General features: G+C 52.1%; 18 protein-coding genes. 8 read left to right on the plus strand and 10 right to left on the minus strand.

Annotated features, from left to right (window positions below; all coding sequences use genetic code 11):
- Positions 1-6: 6 nt before the first annotated feature.
- The 6 genes from ataR to ftsY all read right to left on the minus strand — a co-directional run bounded on the left by ataR (position 7) and on the right by ftsY (position 6,158).
- On the minus strand, positions 7-273 hold the full coding sequence (gene ataR / locus A9180_RS07925) for a type II toxin-antitoxin system antitoxin AtaR (RefSeq protein ID WP_001277106.1): 267 nt from the start codon (positions 271-273) through the stop codon (positions 7-9).
- A gap of 150 nt (positions 274-423) precedes the next feature.
- Positions 424-1,527, minus strand: a complete 1,104-nt coding sequence (gene livJ / locus A9180_RS07930) for a branched chain amino acid ABC transporter substrate-binding protein LivJ (protein WP_074399485.1) — start codon at positions 1,525-1,527, stop codon at positions 424-426.
- Positions 1,528-1,798: 271 nt separating this feature from the next.
- A complete protein-coding gene (gene rpoH / locus A9180_RS07935) occupies positions 1,799-2,653 on the minus strand; it encodes an RNA polymerase sigma factor RpoH (protein WP_000130220.1) in 855 nt (284 codons plus the stop codon).
- A 244-nt stretch (positions 2,654-2,897) separates the two neighbouring features.
- Entirely contained in the window at positions 2,898-3,956 is a 1,059-nt protein-coding gene (gene ftsX / locus A9180_RS07940) for a permease-like cell division protein FtsX (protein WP_064527696.1), read from the minus strand.
- Complete coding sequence (gene ftsE / locus A9180_RS07945) at positions 3,949-4,617, minus strand: cell division ATP-binding protein FtsE (protein WP_000617723.1); 669 nt, start codon at positions 4,615-4,617, stop codon at positions 3,949-3,951. The genes ftsX and ftsE overlap by 8 nt, the downstream gene beginning before the upstream one ends.
- A 2-nt stretch (positions 4,618-4,619) precedes the next feature.
- Positions 4,620-6,158 (minus strand): signal recognition particle-docking protein FtsY, encoded by a 1,539-nt coding sequence (gene ftsY / locus A9180_RS07950; RefSeq protein WP_064527698.1) that lies wholly within the window; start codon positions 6,156-6,158, stop codon positions 4,620-4,622.
- Positions 6,159-6,307: 149 nt separating this feature from the next.
- Between ftsY and rsmD the strand changes: the two genes are divergently transcribed.
- Together rsmD and A9180_RS07960 are read left to right on the plus strand one after the other, a co-directional pair.
- Positions 6,308-6,904 (plus strand): 16S rRNA (guanine(966)-N(2))-methyltransferase, encoded by a 597-nt coding sequence (gene rsmD, locus A9180_RS07955; RefSeq protein WP_064527699.1) that lies wholly within the window; start codon positions 6,308-6,310, stop codon positions 6,902-6,904.
- Complete coding sequence (locus A9180_RS07960; RefSeq protein ID WP_064527701.1) at positions 6,894-7,163, plus strand: DUF1145 family protein; 270 nt, start codon at positions 6,894-6,896, stop codon at positions 7,161-7,163. Before rsmD ends, A9180_RS07960 begins: the two co-directional genes overlap by 11 nt.
- A gap of 137 nt (positions 7,164-7,300) precedes the next feature.
- Here the strand turns inward: A9180_RS07960 and A9180_RS07965 are convergent, their stop codons facing one another.
- Positions 7,301-7,660, minus strand: coding sequence for a DUF2500 domain-containing protein (locus A9180_RS07965; protein ID WP_064527703.1), 360 nt, complete (start codon positions 7,658-7,660; stop codon positions 7,301-7,303).
- A gap of 141 nt (positions 7,661-7,801) precedes the next feature.
- Between A9180_RS07965 and A9180_RS07970 the strand changes: the two genes are divergently transcribed.
- Together A9180_RS07970 and zntA are read left to right on the plus strand one after the other, a co-directional pair.
- Positions 7,802-8,428: a lysoplasmalogenase gene (locus A9180_RS07970; RefSeq protein ID WP_064527705.1), complete on the plus strand. Its 627-nt coding sequence runs from the start codon at positions 7,802-7,804 to the stop codon at positions 8,426-8,428.
- A 73-nt stretch (positions 8,429-8,501) separates the two neighbouring features.
- Positions 8,502-10,700, plus strand: a complete 2,199-nt coding sequence (gene zntA, locus A9180_RS07975) for a Zn(II)/Cd(II)/Pb(II) translocating P-type ATPase ZntA (protein WP_064527707.1) — start codon at positions 8,502-8,504, stop codon at positions 10,698-10,700.
- 32 nt (positions 10,701-10,732) lie between these two features.
- Here zntA and A9180_RS07980 read toward each other — a convergent pair whose 3' ends face one another.
- Positions 10,733-11,041: a hypothetical protein gene (locus A9180_RS07980; protein WP_064527709.1), complete on the minus strand. Its 309-nt coding sequence runs from the start codon at positions 11,039-11,041 to the stop codon at positions 10,733-10,735.
- Positions 11,042-11,294: 253 nt separating this feature from the next.
- Complete coding sequence (gene tusA, locus A9180_RS07985) at positions 11,295-11,540, minus strand: sulfurtransferase TusA (RefSeq protein ID WP_064527711.1); 246 nt, start codon at positions 11,538-11,540, stop codon at positions 11,295-11,297.
- A gap of 221 nt (positions 11,541-11,761) precedes the next feature.
- On the opposite strand from tusA, the gene A9180_RS07990 reads away from it, so the two are divergent.
- On the plus strand, positions 11,762-12,427 hold the full coding sequence (locus A9180_RS07990) for a 7-cyano-7-deazaguanine/7-aminomethyl-7-deazaguanine transporter (protein WP_064527712.1): 666 nt from the start codon (positions 11,762-11,764) through the stop codon (positions 12,425-12,427).
- 71 nt (positions 12,428-12,498) lie between these two features.
- Entirely contained in the window at positions 12,499-13,056 is a 558-nt protein-coding gene (dcrB, locus tag A9180_RS07995; protein ID WP_064527714.1) for a phage sensitivity protein DcrB, read from the plus strand.
- Between the two features lie 2 nt (positions 13,057-13,058).
- On the opposite strand, the gene A9180_RS08000 is transcribed toward dcrB, so the two are convergent.
- Positions 13,059-14,309: an MFS transporter gene (locus A9180_RS08000; protein ID WP_123057972.1), complete on the minus strand. Its 1,251-nt coding sequence runs from the start codon at positions 14,307-14,309 to the stop codon at positions 13,059-13,061.
- A gap of 98 nt (positions 14,310-14,407) precedes the next feature.
- Between A9180_RS08000 and A9180_RS08005 the strand changes: the two genes are divergently transcribed.
- Together A9180_RS08005 and acpT are read left to right on the plus strand one after the other, a co-directional pair.
- Positions 14,408-15,457 carry an AI-2E family transporter gene (locus A9180_RS08005; RefSeq protein WP_064527718.1) on the plus strand — a complete coding sequence of 350 codons (1,050 nt, stop codon included), beginning with the start codon at positions 14,408-14,410 and terminating at the stop codon, positions 15,455-15,457.
- Positions 15,458-15,511: 54 nt separating this feature from the next.
- Positions 15,512-16,099, plus strand: coding sequence for a 4'-phosphopantetheinyl transferase AcpT (gene acpT, locus A9180_RS08010; RefSeq protein WP_064527720.1), 588 nt, complete (start codon positions 15,512-15,514; stop codon positions 16,097-16,099).
- The last annotated feature ends 110 nt before the right edge of the window (positions 16,100-16,209 follow it).

A 16,209-nucleotide genomic window follows, 5' to 3' on the forward strand; every position in this document is an offset into this window, starting at 1 on the left:
AAATTATTACATTCCCTGAAGACGTTTTGCCGCACGTTTTAGCTTTTCACCTGGCGACGGTGGATTACTCAGCGCATCCATCACCCGTGTCCAGGATTCCTCATTGAGAATCATCCGCCGATGCTGTTCAATCACTTCCGCAGCCCGCTGCGAAGCGCTGTTCAACATAAATTGGCTGACGGACTGATTAGATATTGCAGCCGCTTCCTCAATCATACTTTTATCATCGTCAGTTAAACGCAGATCGATACGCTGCTTTTTAACAGCAGACATGTAAACTCTCCTGCTACTTATAAATATGTACGGAATATCACCGTACGATAAGCATACCCTGGATTGTTTAATCTTTCTACAATCATTTCGACAAACACAAAAAAACCCGATGGACGTTAAGCGCATCGGGCATTTTCATTTATCTAACAATTACTTCGCATCGGTCGCCGTGCCGTTGGCGTGCCAGTCAAATACGCCGAACTCAAAGCCTTTCAGATCGCCTTTCTCATCCCAGGTCAGCGGTCCCATCACCGTATCAACCGAGTTCGCTTTCAGGTATTTGGCGATCTCAGCCGGATCGTCAGACTGATTCAGGCCCGCCTGTAAAGATTGCAGCGCTGCGTAGGTGGTCCAGACGAACGCGCCGCTTGGGTCCTGTTTTTTCGCTTTGATGGCATCAACAATCGGTTTGTTCGCCGGAACCTGATCGTAGTTCTTCGGCTTGGTCACCAACAGTCCTTCCGCTGACTCGCCCGCAATATTAGACAGCGAGACGTTAGCCACACCTTCCGGCCCCATAAACTGAGTTTTCAGCCCTGCCGCGCGCGCCTGACGCAGGATCTGCCCCATTTCCGGGTGATAACCGCCGTAGTATACGAAGTCGATATTCTCTTTCTTCAGGCGTGCCACCAGGGTAGAGAAATCTTTTTCCCCGGCGGTGATGCCATCAAAGAACACCACGTTAGCATTGCCTTTCTTCAGGCCGTCCTGCACCGCACGCGCCAGACCTTCACCGTACTGTTGTTTGTCGTGGACGATAGCAATACGCTGCGGTTTCACTTTCTCAAGAATATATTTCGCCGCCGTTGGTCCCTGATCGGAGTCCAGGCCGGTGGTGCGCATAATCAACTTATAGCCGCGCGCGGTCAGTTCTGGCGCGGTTGCCGCTGGGGTGATCATTAAAATGCCTTCGTCTTCATAGATATCAGACGCAGGCTGCGTTGATGATGAACAGAGGTGACCAATGACATATTTAATGCCGTCGTTAACAACTTTGTTCGCCACCGCGACTGCCTGTTTCGGGTCACAGGCATCGTCATATTTCACGATTTGCAGTTTGTTGCCTTTGATACCGCCTTTAGCGTTGATATCTGCAACCGCCTGCTCTGCGCCAGTAAACTCCTGGTCACCGTACTGGGCTACCGGACCGGACATCGCGCCCACGACCGCGACTTTAATATCTTCTGCCAGAGCCATATTGCTGAATGCCAGCGCGATACATCCTGCCAGTAACGCCTTACCCTTTATATTCATCCTGAGAATCCCCATTCTTCTGGTTATTACGTGTGTTGTGATGTTGTTGTTCAGCACTTTATTTCGTTTTATGCATGGCTACCCGTGCTTTAGCAGCATACTCTGCTAAAACATACCCGATTTTTATGATATTGGAATAGCTATTTTGACAGTTTATTAACAATCTGCGTGGGGATTGGCGTTTTGTCGGAGGGGAAAATTGATTATTGCACAGGCCTAAAAAACAAAAACCCCGGACTCTCATCCAGGGTTCTCTGCTTAACAGCGGAAATTACGCTTCAATAGCAGCGCGAAGTTTTTTCATCGCGTTCTTTTCCAGCTGACGCACACGTTCAGCGGAAACACCGTAACGGTCGGCCAGTTCCTGCAACGTAGATTTGTTGTCTTCGTCCAGCCAGCGCGCGCGAATGATGTCCTGGCTACGTTCGTCAAGACCTTGCATCGCGTCTGTCAGACGGTTTGCCGCCTGCTCTTCCCAGTTATCATCTTCAATGCCGTCAGCAAAGTTAGATGATTTATCCTGCAGATAGAGCACCGGAGCCATCGGCTGGCTGTCGGAATCGTCGTCGGAAGACATGTCAAAAGTCATGTCCTGTGCCGCCATACGCGATTCCATCTCACGTACGTCTTTGCTGGTTACGCCCAGTTCGCGAGCCACCATTTCGACTTCATCCTGGTTAAACCAGCCCAAACGCTGCTTGGTTTTACGCAGGTTAAAGAACAGTTTGCGCTGCGCTTTGGTGGTCGCAACTTTGACGATACGCCAGTTACGCAAAACGTATTCGTGGATCTCTGCTTTGATCCAGTGAACGGCGAAGGATACCAGGCGCACACCCACTTCCGGGTTAAAACGGCGCACTGCTTTCATCAGGCCGATGTTACCTTCCTGAATCAAATCCGCCTGTGGCAGGCCATAGCCCGCATAATTACGAGCAATATGAACAACAAACCGCAGGTGAGACAGGATCAGCGTTTTAGCTGCTTCCAGATCGCCATGGTAATGCAGCTTTTCAGCCAGCGCCCGCTCCTCGTCAGCCGACAACATCGGCCACGCGTTAGCTGCCCGGATGTAGGAATCCAGGTTGCCAACAGGGGCTAAAGCTAAACTTTGCATTTTGTCAGTCATTCAAATCCTCTCAATCGATATCTTCTGGCGCCTCAGTGGTAGCAACAACTGTGCCAGAGCTTAAGAGCAATGAGGTTATCATTCACTGTTTTATCAGACCGTGATTTTATCCACAAGTTCAATGCAACGCTGTGAATAAATTACGCACAAAATGTGACATAGAGATGAAATACCGGGAAGAGACAACGGGATGTCTTTCCCTGCTACGGAACCCATTGCAGGGAAAGAGTATAGCACGCTTTTATTATTCCGGCGTAAAATGGCGTAAATGTTGTACCGTGGCAAGCCACGCTGCCACCCAGCCAATCATCGAACACACCAGCAGCAAAAGCAGACATTCATCGAACGATAAGCCATTGATATCAAACTTCGTTCCGAAAACCTGTGCCACTTCCGCAACCGCCGATGACAAACGCAGTACCAAAATTTCTGACAAAATTAATGACAGCAATGCGCCAGAAAATCCCAGCAGTGCGCCACCATACAGGAACGGACGGAGGATGAAACCATCCGTTGCACCAATCAGTTTCTGCACGTTGATGGAGTCACGGCGGGCAAAAATGCTCAGACGCACACTGTTGCCGATGACGAGGAACACTGCCGCCACCATCAGCACACCAATCATAGCCGAAACACGCCCAACCAGCCCCGTCAGCGCGGTCAGACGGGCAAACCAGCTATCGTCCATTCGCACTTCATCAATACCGTTAATCTGGGTGATACGGTCGCGCAGTGTATTCAGTGACTCCGTCCCCTGAAAATCGAGTTTTGGGATCACCACCGCCACAGCCGGAAGCGGGTTTTCCTCCAGCATATCCAGCGCGCCGCCAAAACCAGACCAGTTACGGAACTCGCCCAGCGCGTCTTCACGAGAAAGATAGTTCACTTTCTCCACACCCTGTTCAGCCTGCAACTGTGCGACTACGCCCGCAGCGGCATCATCGTCCAGCGTTTTTTGCAGATAAACGGTGATTTGCGGTGACGGATAATATTGCGTCGCCGCATGGTTGACGTTTTTGTACACCATATAACAAACGCTTGGCAGCGTCAGGGAGATGGCGATGACCATCACGGTTAAAAACGTGGCAAACGGTTTGCTTTTTAAATCCTGCAAAGCGCCGTGGAACGCATAGCGCACCTGTTCGTTGAAAACGTTGGTTTTGCGATTTGCCGGTTTTGGCGAGGACTTCGCACGTTTCGGTGCGTTACGACCACCGTCGCCAGAGCCGCCTGCCGATTTACGGAAGCGATCAAGACGCCCGCCAAACTGCCGGATATGATTGATTGCATCGCGCTTATTCATGGCCCACGCCTCCATGCAAGTGACCATCGCTCAGGGTGAGCATGCGATAGGAACGTCGTGAAATCAGGTTGATGTCGTGTGTTGCCATCAATACTGTTACCCCAACGCGATTAAACTCTTCAAACAGACGTAAAATCCCTTCTGACAGCGCATCATCCAGGTTACCGGTCGGTTCGTCCGCCAGCAGTACCGCAGGTTTGTTCACTACCGCGCGGGCAATACCAACGCGCTGCTGTTCACCGCCAGAAAGCTGTATCGGAAAGTTTTTCGCTTTGTCCAGTAGCCCGACTTTATCCAGCGCCGCAGACACACGGCGACGAATATCGTCACCGCTGGCACCGGCGATAATCAACGGGATCGCCACGTTATCGTAGACTGTACGGTCCATCAGCAGATGGTGATCCTGGAAAATCATGCCGATCTGGCGGCGCAAAAACGGAACTTCACGGTTTTTCAGACGCGTGATGTCATGGCCGCTAAACCAGATTTTCCCGGCACTGGGCCGCTCAATCCCACAGATCAGCTTCAGGAGGGTACTTTTCCCTGCGCCGGAATGGCCGGTCAGAAACGCCATCTCACCCGGCTGCATATGAAACGTAACGCCCTGCAGCGCCTGTCTCCCACCGAGATAAGCCTTGCTGACATGTTCAAAGCGAATCATTGTTAATCCTCTCGGGTAAAAAGTGCCTCTATAAAGTCGTCCGCTTTAAACGGACGCAAATCCTCAATACGTTCGCCGACACCAATGTAGCGGATAGGAATACCAAACTGGTCAGCCACCGAGAAAATTACCCCGCCTTTCGCCGTGCCGTCCAGTTTCGTTAACGTGATGCCGGTTAAGCCAACTGCTTCGTGGAACAGTTTGGCCTGGCTTACCGCATTCTGCCCGGTGCTGGCGTCGATAGTCAGCATAACTTCATGCGGGGCTTCAACGTCGAGTTTCTTCATCACACGGACGATTTTCTTCAGCTCTTCCATCAGGTGCGATTTGTTCTGCAAGCGTCCGGCGGTATCGGCAATCAGAACGTCAACATTACGCGCCTTCGCAGCCTGAATGGCGTCAAAGATAACAGAGGCGGAATCCGCACCAGTATGCTGGGCAATCACCGGGATATTGTTGCGCTGGCCCCAGACCTGCAACTGTTCAACCGCTGCCGCACGGAAAGTATCGCCCGCCGCCAGCATGACCGATTTACCTTGTTGCTCAAACTGACGCGCCAGCTTGCCAATCGTCGTGGTTTTCCCTACGCCGTTGACGCCTACCATCAGGATCACAAACGGCGCTTTGCCTTCGACATTAAGCGGTTCATCAACTTTCGCCAGAATCTCGCCCATCTCTTCTTTCAGCAGGCCATAGAGCGCCTCAGCGTCATGAAGCTGCTTGCGGGATGCGCCTTCTGTCAGATTGGTGATGATTTTACGCGTGGTTTCCACACCCACATCGGCGATTAAAAGCTGTTCTTCCAGCTCTTCAAACAGATCATCGTCGATTTTTTTACCGCGGAACAGGCTGATAAATCCGGAACCGAGGTTTTCTTTGGTTTTTAACAGGCTGCGTTTCAGGCGCGCGAAGAAACCTTCTTTGGTCGGTTTTTCCTGCTCCTGAGCGATTTCTTCCACCGGCTGCTCTTCTTCTGCCGGAGGAACCACCATCACCGCCTCTTCTGCCGCTTCGGCGGCCAGCGCCTGTGCTTCCAGCTCTTCGTCGGTGATTTCTTCTTTAACCGCTTCTTCTTGCGCCGCTTCGACAATCTCCACGGTTTCCGTTTCTGCCTGCCATTCTTCTGGCGAAACTTCTTCGGCTTTAACGTCTTCCGGCAATGGCAGCTCTTCACGCTCAATAGCCACTGGCTCCGGCGTAACTTCAGGTTCAACTACCGGTGCTGACGATTCTTCCACTACAGGTTCTGGCTGCGCACTGACTTCCGCTTCGATAACAGCTTCAGGCTGCACTTTCTCGCTTTCGGCAACCTGTTCAGTCACTTCCACTACTTCGGCAGCAAAAGTTTCCGCCTCGGCTTCTGTATGGGCCTGCGGCAACTCCTCAACAGGTTGTTCAGCAACCTTCGCAGGCTCTTCTGCCTGGACAGTTTCTTCTACAACTGATTGATCGTTTTGGACTTCTGTCTCTTTTTCCGGGGTCTGCTCTTTTTGACCAAAGCCCAGCCAGGAAAAAAAGCCACGTTTTTTTTCTTTCGCCATCTGCGACTACACTCCTCGCTGTTGCTTCATGGCACAGCGTTAACGCTATGTACATAGCAGCTAAAAAAATGATGAAATAGTCTATCACTTAACTGAATACACATCACCGCCTGCAATTATGTGTTATCTGGCGGATTGAGCAATTTATCATGAAAAAACCGAATCATTCCGGTAGCGGCCAAATCCGCATTATTGGCGGGCAGTGGCGAGGCCGTAAACTCCCGGTTCCCGACAGCCCAGGCCTGCGCCCCACCACCGATCGCGTGCGCGAAACGTTATTTAACTGGTTGGCTCCGGTTATCGTCGATGCGCAATGCCTGGATTGCTTTGCCGGTAGCGGCGCGCTGGGGCTGGAAGCCTTGTCACGCTACGCTGCGGGCGCCACGCTGATTGAGATGGATCGCGCGGTGCATCAGCAATTAATCAAGAATCTGGCAACCCTGAAAGCAGATAATGCACGGGTGGTTAACAGCAATGCAATGTCATTCCTGGCGCAAAAAGGCACACCGCATAATATCGTGTTTGTCGATCCGCCATTCCGCCGGGGTTTGTTGGAAGAAACCATTAATTTACTGGAAGACAACGGCTGGCTAGCTGACGAAGCCTGGGTCTATGTCGAGAGCGAAGTAGAAAATGGCCTGCCTACTGTGCCAGCAAACTGGTCGTTATATCGGGAAAAAGTGGCGGGTCAAGTTGCTTATCGGTTGTATCAGCGTGAAACACAAGGAGAAAGTGATGCTGATTAATATTGGACGTTTGTTAATGCTTTTCGTATGGGGATTTTTAATCCTCAATCTTGTTCAGCCATTTCCGCGACCGCTGAATATTTTCGTTAACGTGGCGCTGATTTTTATGGTGCTGATGCATGGTTTGCAACTGGCATTACTGAAATCTACCTTGCCGAAAGATGGCCCTCAGATGACCACTGCTGAAAAGGTGCGTATTTTCCTTTTCGGCGTGTTTGAACTGCTGGTCTGGCAGAAGAAATTTAAGGTCAAAAAATAACCTGACCATTAACAAAGTGCGCTTTGTTTATGCCAGATGCAGCAAAACCGCCTTATCCGGCCTGCAAAATATTGCAAATTCAATATGCAGGCCTGATAAGCGCGGCGGTTCAGGCGATTATCGGTCCTGAAATAACCTTATTGCTGGCCAACAAAGCTGACAAATCGCGTGCCTTTATAGTTTAACGTACCTTTTTCCCCCACCGTCAGGGCATGGTATTGCTGGGCATCAAGACGAAACGTCTGCTCCAGCCCGCCGCTTTGCGGTTTGAAGCTTGCCTCATAGCGCATACTGGTGCCAGCCGGAGTCACTTCCTGCTGGCGCGAACGGCGATCGTTAATTGGTTTTTCCCGCTTGTTACTCACCACCACCAGCTTTTGCTGGAGCGGCGCCATATCATTATCAGCTTTTTCCCGCCGCTGCTGCATAAAGCGAAACGATGCGGCAACGATGATTAAGCCAATGATAACAATAAAGAAAAGAGGTGGTTTACTCATCTTTGTACCTTATCGGAAAATGCGGAAATAAGCATACCCTGCCCGTTATGGTGTTGTCATCTGTCCGCCCTCGCCACTAAACTGAATAACAAGACTGTAGGCATTCCGCTTACTAAATAATAACGAATTCAAGGAACTAAGATGCTTTGGTCGTTTATCGCTGTCTGTCTTTCCGCATGGCTATCTGTGGATGCCTCCTATCGTGGTTCAACCTGGCAACGCTGGGTGTTTAAACCGTTAACGCTTCTTCTCCTGCTATTACTGGCCTGGCAAGCGCCGATGTTCGACGCCATTAGCTATCTGGTGCTGGCGGGGCTATGTGCGTCGCTGCTGGGCGATGCGCTAACGCTATTACCACGTCAACGTCTGATGTACGCCATTGGCGCATTTTTCCTCTCTCACCTGCTGTACACCATCTATTTCGCCAGCCAGATGACGCTCTCTTTCTTCTGGCCGCTGCCACTGGTGCTGCTGGTACTGGGCGCGCTGTTGCTGGCCATTATCTGGACGCGCCTGGAAGAGTTACGTTGGCCCATTTGTACCTTTGTCGGTATGACGCTGGTGATGGTGTGGCTGGCAGGTGAACTGTGGTTCTTCCGCCCGACAGCTCCAGCCCTTTCTGCGTTTGTCGGTGCTTCGTTACTGTTTATCAGTAACTTTGTCTGGCTGGGTAGCCACTATCGCCGCCGCTTCCGGGCCGATAACGCGATTGCTGCAGCTTGTTACTTTGCCGGTCACTTCCTCATCGTCCGCTCGCTGTATCTCTGATAAAACTTGACTCTGGAGTCGACTCCAGAGTGTATCCTTCGGTTAATGAGAAAAAACTTAACCGGAGGATGCCATGTCAACTCCCGACAATCACGGCAAAAAAGCCCCTCAATTTGCCGCGTTCAAACCGCTAACCACGGCACAGAACGCCAACGACTGTTGCTGCGACGGCGCATGTTCCAGCACGCCAACACTCTCGGAAAAAGTCTCCGGCACCCGCTATAGCTGGAAAGTTAGCGGCATGGACTGCGCCGCCTGTGCGCGCAAAGTGGAAAATGCTGTGCGCCAGCTTGCAGGTGTGAATCAGGTACAGGTGTTGTTCGCTACCGAAAAACTGGTGGTGGATGCCAACAATGACATCCGTGCGCAAGTTGAATCGGCGGTGCAAAAAGCGGGCTATTCCCTGCGCGATGAACAGGCTGCCGAAGAACCGCAAGCATCACGCCTGAAGGAAAATCTGCCGCTGATTACGCTTATCGTGATGATGGCAATCAGCTGGGGACTGGAGCAATTTAATCATCCGTTCGGTCAACTGGCGTTTATCGCCACCACGCTGGTTGGGCTGTATCCGATTGCTCGCCAGGCATTACGGCTGATCAAATCCGGTAGTTACTTTGCCATTGAAACGTTAATGAGCGTGGCCGCCATTGGCGCACTGTTTATTGGCGCAACGGCTGAAGCTGCGATGGTGTTATTGCTGTTTCTGATTGGCGAACGACTGGAAGGCTGGGCTGCCAGCCGCGCACGTCAGGGCGTTAGCGCGTTGATGGCGCTGAAACCAGAAACCGCCACGCGCCTGCGTAACGGCGAGCGTGAAGAGGTGGCAATTAACAGTCTGCGCCCTGGCGATGTGATTGAAGTTGCGGCGGGTGGACGTTTGCCTGCCGACGGTAAACTACTCTCGCCATTTGCCAGTTTTGATGAAAGCGCCCTGACCGGAGAATCCATTCCGGTGGAGCGTGCAACGGGCGATAAAGTTCCAGCAGGCGCCACCAGCGTAGACCGTCTGGTTACGCTGGAAGTGTTGTCAGAACCGGGTGCCAGCGCCATTGACCGCATTCTGAAACTGATTGAAGAAGCCGAAGAGCGCCGCGCACCTATTGAGCGGTTTATTGACCGTTTCAGCCGTATTTACACGCCAGCAATTATGGCCGTCGCCCTGCTGGTGACGCTGGTGCCACCGCTGCTGTTTGCCGCCAGCTGGCAAGAGTGGATTTATAAAGGGCTGACGCTGCTGCTTATTGGCTGCCCGTGTGCGCTGGTTATCTCCACGCCCGCGGCGATTACCTCCGGGCTGGCAGCAGCGGCGCGTCGTGGAGCGCTGATTAAAGGCGGCGCGGCGCTGGAACAGCTAGGACGTGTTACCCAGGTGGCGTTTGATAAAACCGGTACGCTGACGGTCGGCAAACCGCGCGTCACCGCGATTCATCCGGCAACGGGCGTTAGCGAATCTGACCTACTGGCACTGGCTGCGGCGGTAGAACAAGGTGCGACGCATCCGCTGGCACAGGCCATTGTGCGCGAAGCGCAGGTCGCTGCACTGACCATTCCCGCCGCCGAATCACAGCGGGCGCTGGTCGGGTCTGGCATTGAAGCGCAGGTTAACGGTGAGCGCATATTGATTTGCGCTGCTGGTAAACATCCTGCTGATGCATTTGCTGGTTTGATTAATGAACTTGAAAGCGCCGGGCAAACGGTAGTGCTGGTAGTACGTAACAATGAAGTGCTTGGCGTTATTGCCCTGCAGGATACCCTGCGCGCCGACGCCGCGACGGCTATCAGTGAACTGAACGCGCTGGGCGTCAAAGGGGTGATTCTTACTGGCGATAATCCACGCGCAGCGGCGGCAATCGCCGGGGAACTGGGGCTGGAATTTAAAGCGGGCCTATTGCCGGAAGATAAAGTCAAAGCGGTGACCGCGTTGAATCAGCATGCGCCGCTGGCAATGGTCGGTGACGGTATTAACGATGCACCAGCGATGAAAGCTGCCGCAATCGGGATTGCAATGGGGAGCGGCACAGACGTGGCGCTGGAAACCGCAGATGCCGCATTAACGCATAACCACCTGCGCGGTCTGGTGCAAATGATTGAACTAGCGCGCGCCACTCACGCCAATATCCGCCAGAACATCACTATTGCGCTGGGGCTGAAAGGCGTTTTCCTCGTCACCACGCTGTTAGGGATGACCGGCCTGTGGCTGGCGGTGCTGGCAGATACGGGGGCGACGGTGCTGGTGACGGCAAATGCGTTAAGGCTGTTGCGCAGGAAATAAAGGTGTTGCCTGATAGCCAGAGGCTATCAGGCTTAATGCTGGGCCGGGAACGGCGGCATGGTCAGGAAAGCGTAATATAGTGCTAACATCAGAATGACGGAGATAACACAAAATACAGCAACCAGGCGGGACATAAATGATGGCCTTTTGAACATCAACCACAGGGCATAAGCAAGCCCGACGCCGTTGAGTAAAGGGAAAAATAGCAATAGCCAAAGCCAACCACAGGCAAGTATCCCCAACCATCCCGCCACGACGATAAAAACAGGCATCAGCCAATTGGGGGCGAACATCGCGAGCAATCCCAGCAATACCAGACAAACTGGAATTAAATAATCCATTTGTGTATTCCATTACACTTGCGTGCCAGATACGGCGTAAACACCATATCCGTCCTATAAGCAGCTGAAATTTCGATATATTAGTAGGCATGATAAGACGCGGAAGCGTCGCATCAGGCATTGCGCACCGTATCGCCGGATGCGGCGTAAACGCCTTATCCGGCCTACAAGCCGATCACAACATTGAGCGTGTTCGATGACCGTATTAACGTAGGCCTGATAAGACACGCCAGCGTCGCATCAGGCTGCCCTATCAGCTCCCTTTGCGAATCAAATAACGATAAGGCAACCCGTCCGTCTCTTTGGCCACCAGTTCATGCTCCATAAAGGTACAAAACCCAGGAATATCGCGGGTCGTGGCCGGATCATCGGCGATAATCAACAATGTTTCGCCAGGCTGCATATTGCGCACGGTTTTGCGCACCATCATCACCGGTTCCGGGCAGCGCAGGCCAAGCGCGTCGAGTGTGTGGTCAGGGCTGGAAAAGAGATCGGTCATTTTCTTCTCATCACATAAAAAAACGGCGCTAGTTTACGCCCTGTGAGTCCGTTAGCAAACCAGGTTAACGATTGCGTGAAAATTAACCATTGCATTGTCAACGTAAAGCAGTATCATGCGGCGGCTCGAAAAAAGGGTAAGCACGTTATTATCTCAACATAAAATAACGTGTTGTACGTATTGGGTTCCCTCACCCCAATGGTTAATCAAAAAGGTACAATATGAACGTTTTCTCGCAAACTCAGCGCTATAAGGCGTTGTTCTGGTTGTCGTTATTTCATCTGCTGGTGATCACCTCCAGTAACTATCTGGTTCAGCTTCCCGTCTCCATTTTTGGTTTTCATACCACCTGGGGCGCGTTTAGCTTTCCGTTTATTTTTCTTGCTACCGACCTGACTGTGCGTATTTTTGGCGCGCCGCTGGCTCGTCGCATCATCTTTGCAGTGATGATCCCCGCGTTGCTGATCTCCTACGTCATCTCATCACTGTTTTATATGGGTTCATGGCAGGGATTCGGCGCTCTCGTCCACTTCAACCTGTTCGTTGCCCGTATCGCCACCGCCAGCTTTATGGCCTACGCGCTGGGACAGATCCTCGACGTGCACGTCTTTAACCGCCTGCGCCAGAACCGCCGCTGGTGGCTGGCTCCGACGGCTTCCACACTGTTTGGTAACGTTAGCGATACGCTGGCCTTCTTCTTCATTGCTTTCTGGCGTAGCCCGGATGCCTTTATGGCCGAACACTGGATGGAAATCGCGCTGGTTGATTACTGTTTCAAAGTGTTAATCAGCATTGTTTTCTTCCTGCCAATGTATGGCGTATTACTCAATATGCTATTGAAAAGACTGGCAGATAAATCCGAAATCAACGCTTTGCAGGCCAGTTAAAGGTTCGTTATCAGACTTGTGATAAGATGGATGAATGAGCCGTTATGGCCGTTTATCGAAAGGAAGAATCAATGCGCAATCTGGTTAAATATGTCGGAATTGGCCTGCTGGTTATGGGGCTTGCGGCCTGTGATGATAAAGACACTAACGCTACAGCGGAAGGTACAGTCGCGGAAAGTAACGCTACCGCGAATCCCGTCAGCCTGCTTGATGGCAAGTTAAGCTTCTCGTTGCCAGCAGATATGACCGACCAGAGCGGTAAGCTGGGAACAGAGGCCAATAACATGCACGTCTGGTCCGATGCCACCGGGCAGAAAGCGGTGATTATTATTATGGGCGATGATCCGAAAGAAGACCTGGCTGTGCTGGCGAAGCGTCTGGAAGATCAGCAACGTAGCCGCGATCCACAGCTGCAAGTGGTGACCAACAAAGCCATTGAGCTGAAAGGTCATAAAATGCAGCAGTTAGACAGCATCATCTCCGCTAAAGGCCAGACAGCGTACTCTTCCATCATTCTGGGTAACGTGGGAAATCAAATGCTGACGATGCAAATCACACTGCCTGCTGACGATCAGCAAAAAGCGCAGACCACCGCAGAAAACATCATTAATACGCTGGTTATTCAGTAATTTTAAGATGACGAGACGGCCTCAGGTGCTTCCACCGGAGGCCGTTTTTTTAACCGCCACGTCAGCAATAACGCGATTGCTACCAGCCCCGCCGCCGCCAGATAAATCACCGGCACACCCGCCCAACTCATGACTAACCCAGCCAGCGGCCCGGTCACGCCCAGCGATAAATCCATAAACACGGTATAGGTTGCCAGCGCCGCCCCCTGATTCTGCTGCGGCACCGCTTTGACCGCCACCACGCCAAGCGCCGGGAATACCAAAGAAAAACCGGCCCCTGCCAGTAAGACGCCGATTTTCGCCATCCACGGCATGGTCGCCACGCCAACCAACAGCAGGCCGATAATCTCAACGCTAAAGCAGAGCATCGCCACATTTAAGCCGCCGATACGATTTATGCCGTTAGGGAATAACAATCGTGTACCGACAAATGCACAGCTAAACAGCGTCAGCGCAAAAGCCGCACCGTCCCAGCCTTTAGCGTCATAAAACAGTGTGATAAAGGTGGCGATAACGCCGAATCCGGCAGAAGCCAACGCCAGCGCCATGCCGTATAACCAGACGCGCCCAAGCACCGCACGAAACGGCAGAGGTTTGCCTTTGCTGGCTTTCACCGTTGGACGCGGTATTGCCAACAAAATAGCCACCAGCGCCACGCCCATGATGATTAACGCCAACGCTTGTAATCCGCCCCAGTGATAAAACAGCACGCCCAACGGCGCGCCCATCGCCATCGCCCCGTAAGTGACAATGCCGTTCCACGAAATTACCCGCCCGATATGCATTGAACCCACCACGCCAACGCCCCACAGTGTCGACCCCGTTCCGGCAAAACTTTGCCCAATCCCAAGAATCACGCGTCCCAGGCACAGTAATAACAGGCTGATGACAGGCAGGCTGGCGGTTAACCCTGCCGTCAGATACCCCAGCCCGCTCAAAAAGCAGCCACACAAACCGAAGACGACAATCTTTTTTGGCCCCAGCAAATCAGCATAACGTCCGGCATGAGGACGACTCAGCAAGGTAGCGAAATATTGCAGGCTGATAACCAGCCCCGCCCAGAAGGCGCTAAAGCCCATCACATCATGGACATAGCCAGGCAGGACGGCGAGCGGTAACCCAATGGTCAGATAGCTGGCAAAGTTAAACATGACAATGGAGACAATGCGCAAATTCAGGCGCAATCCGTTAAGCGCCGGTTCGGCAACGGGTACGGGCATGAGGATCACCACATTTTTACAACAGTGTTTCATTTTTACCACGTGGTGGCGTGAAAATCAGCAGGAAGAATCAGAATATTGCTGGCGTGACTCCCGCTACACTTAATACAAAAAGTCACAAGGAAGCCCCAATGGAAACATCTCAACCCGATAAAACGGGCATGCATATTCTACTCAAGCTGGCTTCACTGGTAGTGATCCTTGCGGGGATTCACGCAGCAGCAGATATCATTGTGCAATTGTTACTGGCGCTGTTTTTCGCCATCGTTCTCAACCCACTGGTGACCTGGTTTATTCGTCGCGGAGTACAACGCCCTGTTGCCATTACGGTTGTGGTGGTGGTGATGCTGATCGCACTTACCGCGCTGGTTGGTGTGCTGGCGGCATCGTTTAACGAATTCATCTCTATGCTGCCGAAGTTTAATAAGGAGCTGACGCGCAAGCTTTTTAAATTGCAGGAAATGCTGCCTTTTCTTAATTTGCATATGTCGCCGGAACGAATGCTGCAGCGGATGGATTCAGAAAAAGTGGTTACCTTCACCACGGCGCTAATGACCGGGCTTTCCGGGGCAATGGCGAGCGTGCTTCTGCTGGTGATGACTGTAGTTTTCATGCTGTTTGAAGTACGCCACGTCCCTTACAAAATGCGCTTTGCGTTGAATAATCCACAGATTCACATCGCCGGACTACACCGCGCATTAAAAGGCGTTTCGCACTATCTGGCATTAAAAACGCTACTCAGTTTATGGACGGGCGTGATTGTCTGGCTGGGGCTGGCGCTGATGGGTATACAGTTTGCACTGATGTGGGCGGTGCTGGCGTTTTTACTCAACTACGTCCCCAATATTGGCGCGGTGATCTCCGCCGTGCCGCCAATGATCCAGGTGTTGCTGTTTAATGGCGTTTACGAATGTATTCTGGTCGGCGCATTGTTTTTAGTTGTCCATATGATCATCGGCAATATTTTAGAACCACGGATGATGGGCCATCGTCTGGGGATGTCCACCATGGTGGTATTCCTTTCGTTGTTGATTTGGGGATGGCTGCTCGGCCCTGTCGGTATGCTGCTTTCAGTGCCATTAACCAGTGTCTGTAAAATCTGGATGGAAACCACTAAAGGCGGCAGCAAACTGGCGATTTTACTGGGACCAGGCAGACCGAAAAGTCGGTTACCGGGATGAGGCGACAAGTGATACGATACGCACTTTCCTTTTCCATTAAACGTTGGCCCTGATATGTATCGGATAGTTCTGGGGAAAGTTTCGACCTTAAGCGCAGCTCCACTGCCACCGGCTTTGCGCGATCAAGCACCGCAAGGTCCACGGCGCGAACGCTGGCTGGCGGGGCGTGCATTGCTTTCGCACACGCTTTCTCCACTACCAGACATCATCTACGGTGAACAAGGCAAACCCGCTTTCGCCCCAGAGACTCCGCTATGGTTCAACTTAAGCCATAGCGGTGACGATATCGCTCTGCTGTTGAGTGATGAAGGCGAAGTTGGCTGCGATATCGAAGTGATTCGCCCGCGCGCCAACTGGCGCTGGCTGGCGAACGCCGTGTTCAGCCTTGGGGAACACGCTGAGATGGACGCCGTCCATCCAGATCAGCAACTGGAAGTGTTCTGGCGCATCTGGACGCGCAAAGAAGCCATCGTTAAACAGCGCGGCGGCAGCGCCTGGCAAATCGTCAGCGTAGACAGCACCTATCAGTCCTCACTGTCAGTCAGCCATTGTCAGCTTGAAAATTTAAGCCTGGCGATCTGCACTCCGACTCCCTTTACGCTCACCGCCGATAGTGTGCAATGGATCGATTCGCTTAACTGATCCGCTCCTCCGACAGCCCATCTTTTGATCCAGAACAGGTAATAAGTATGACGAATACTTAAAATCGTCATACTTATTTCCGCCATTTATACTCTAAATAATTCGAGTTG

Source organism: Escherichia sp. B1147 (assembly GCF_001660175.1).
Classification (GTDB): Bacteria; Pseudomonadota; Gammaproteobacteria; order Enterobacterales; family Enterobacteriaceae; genus Escherichia; species Escherichia whittamii.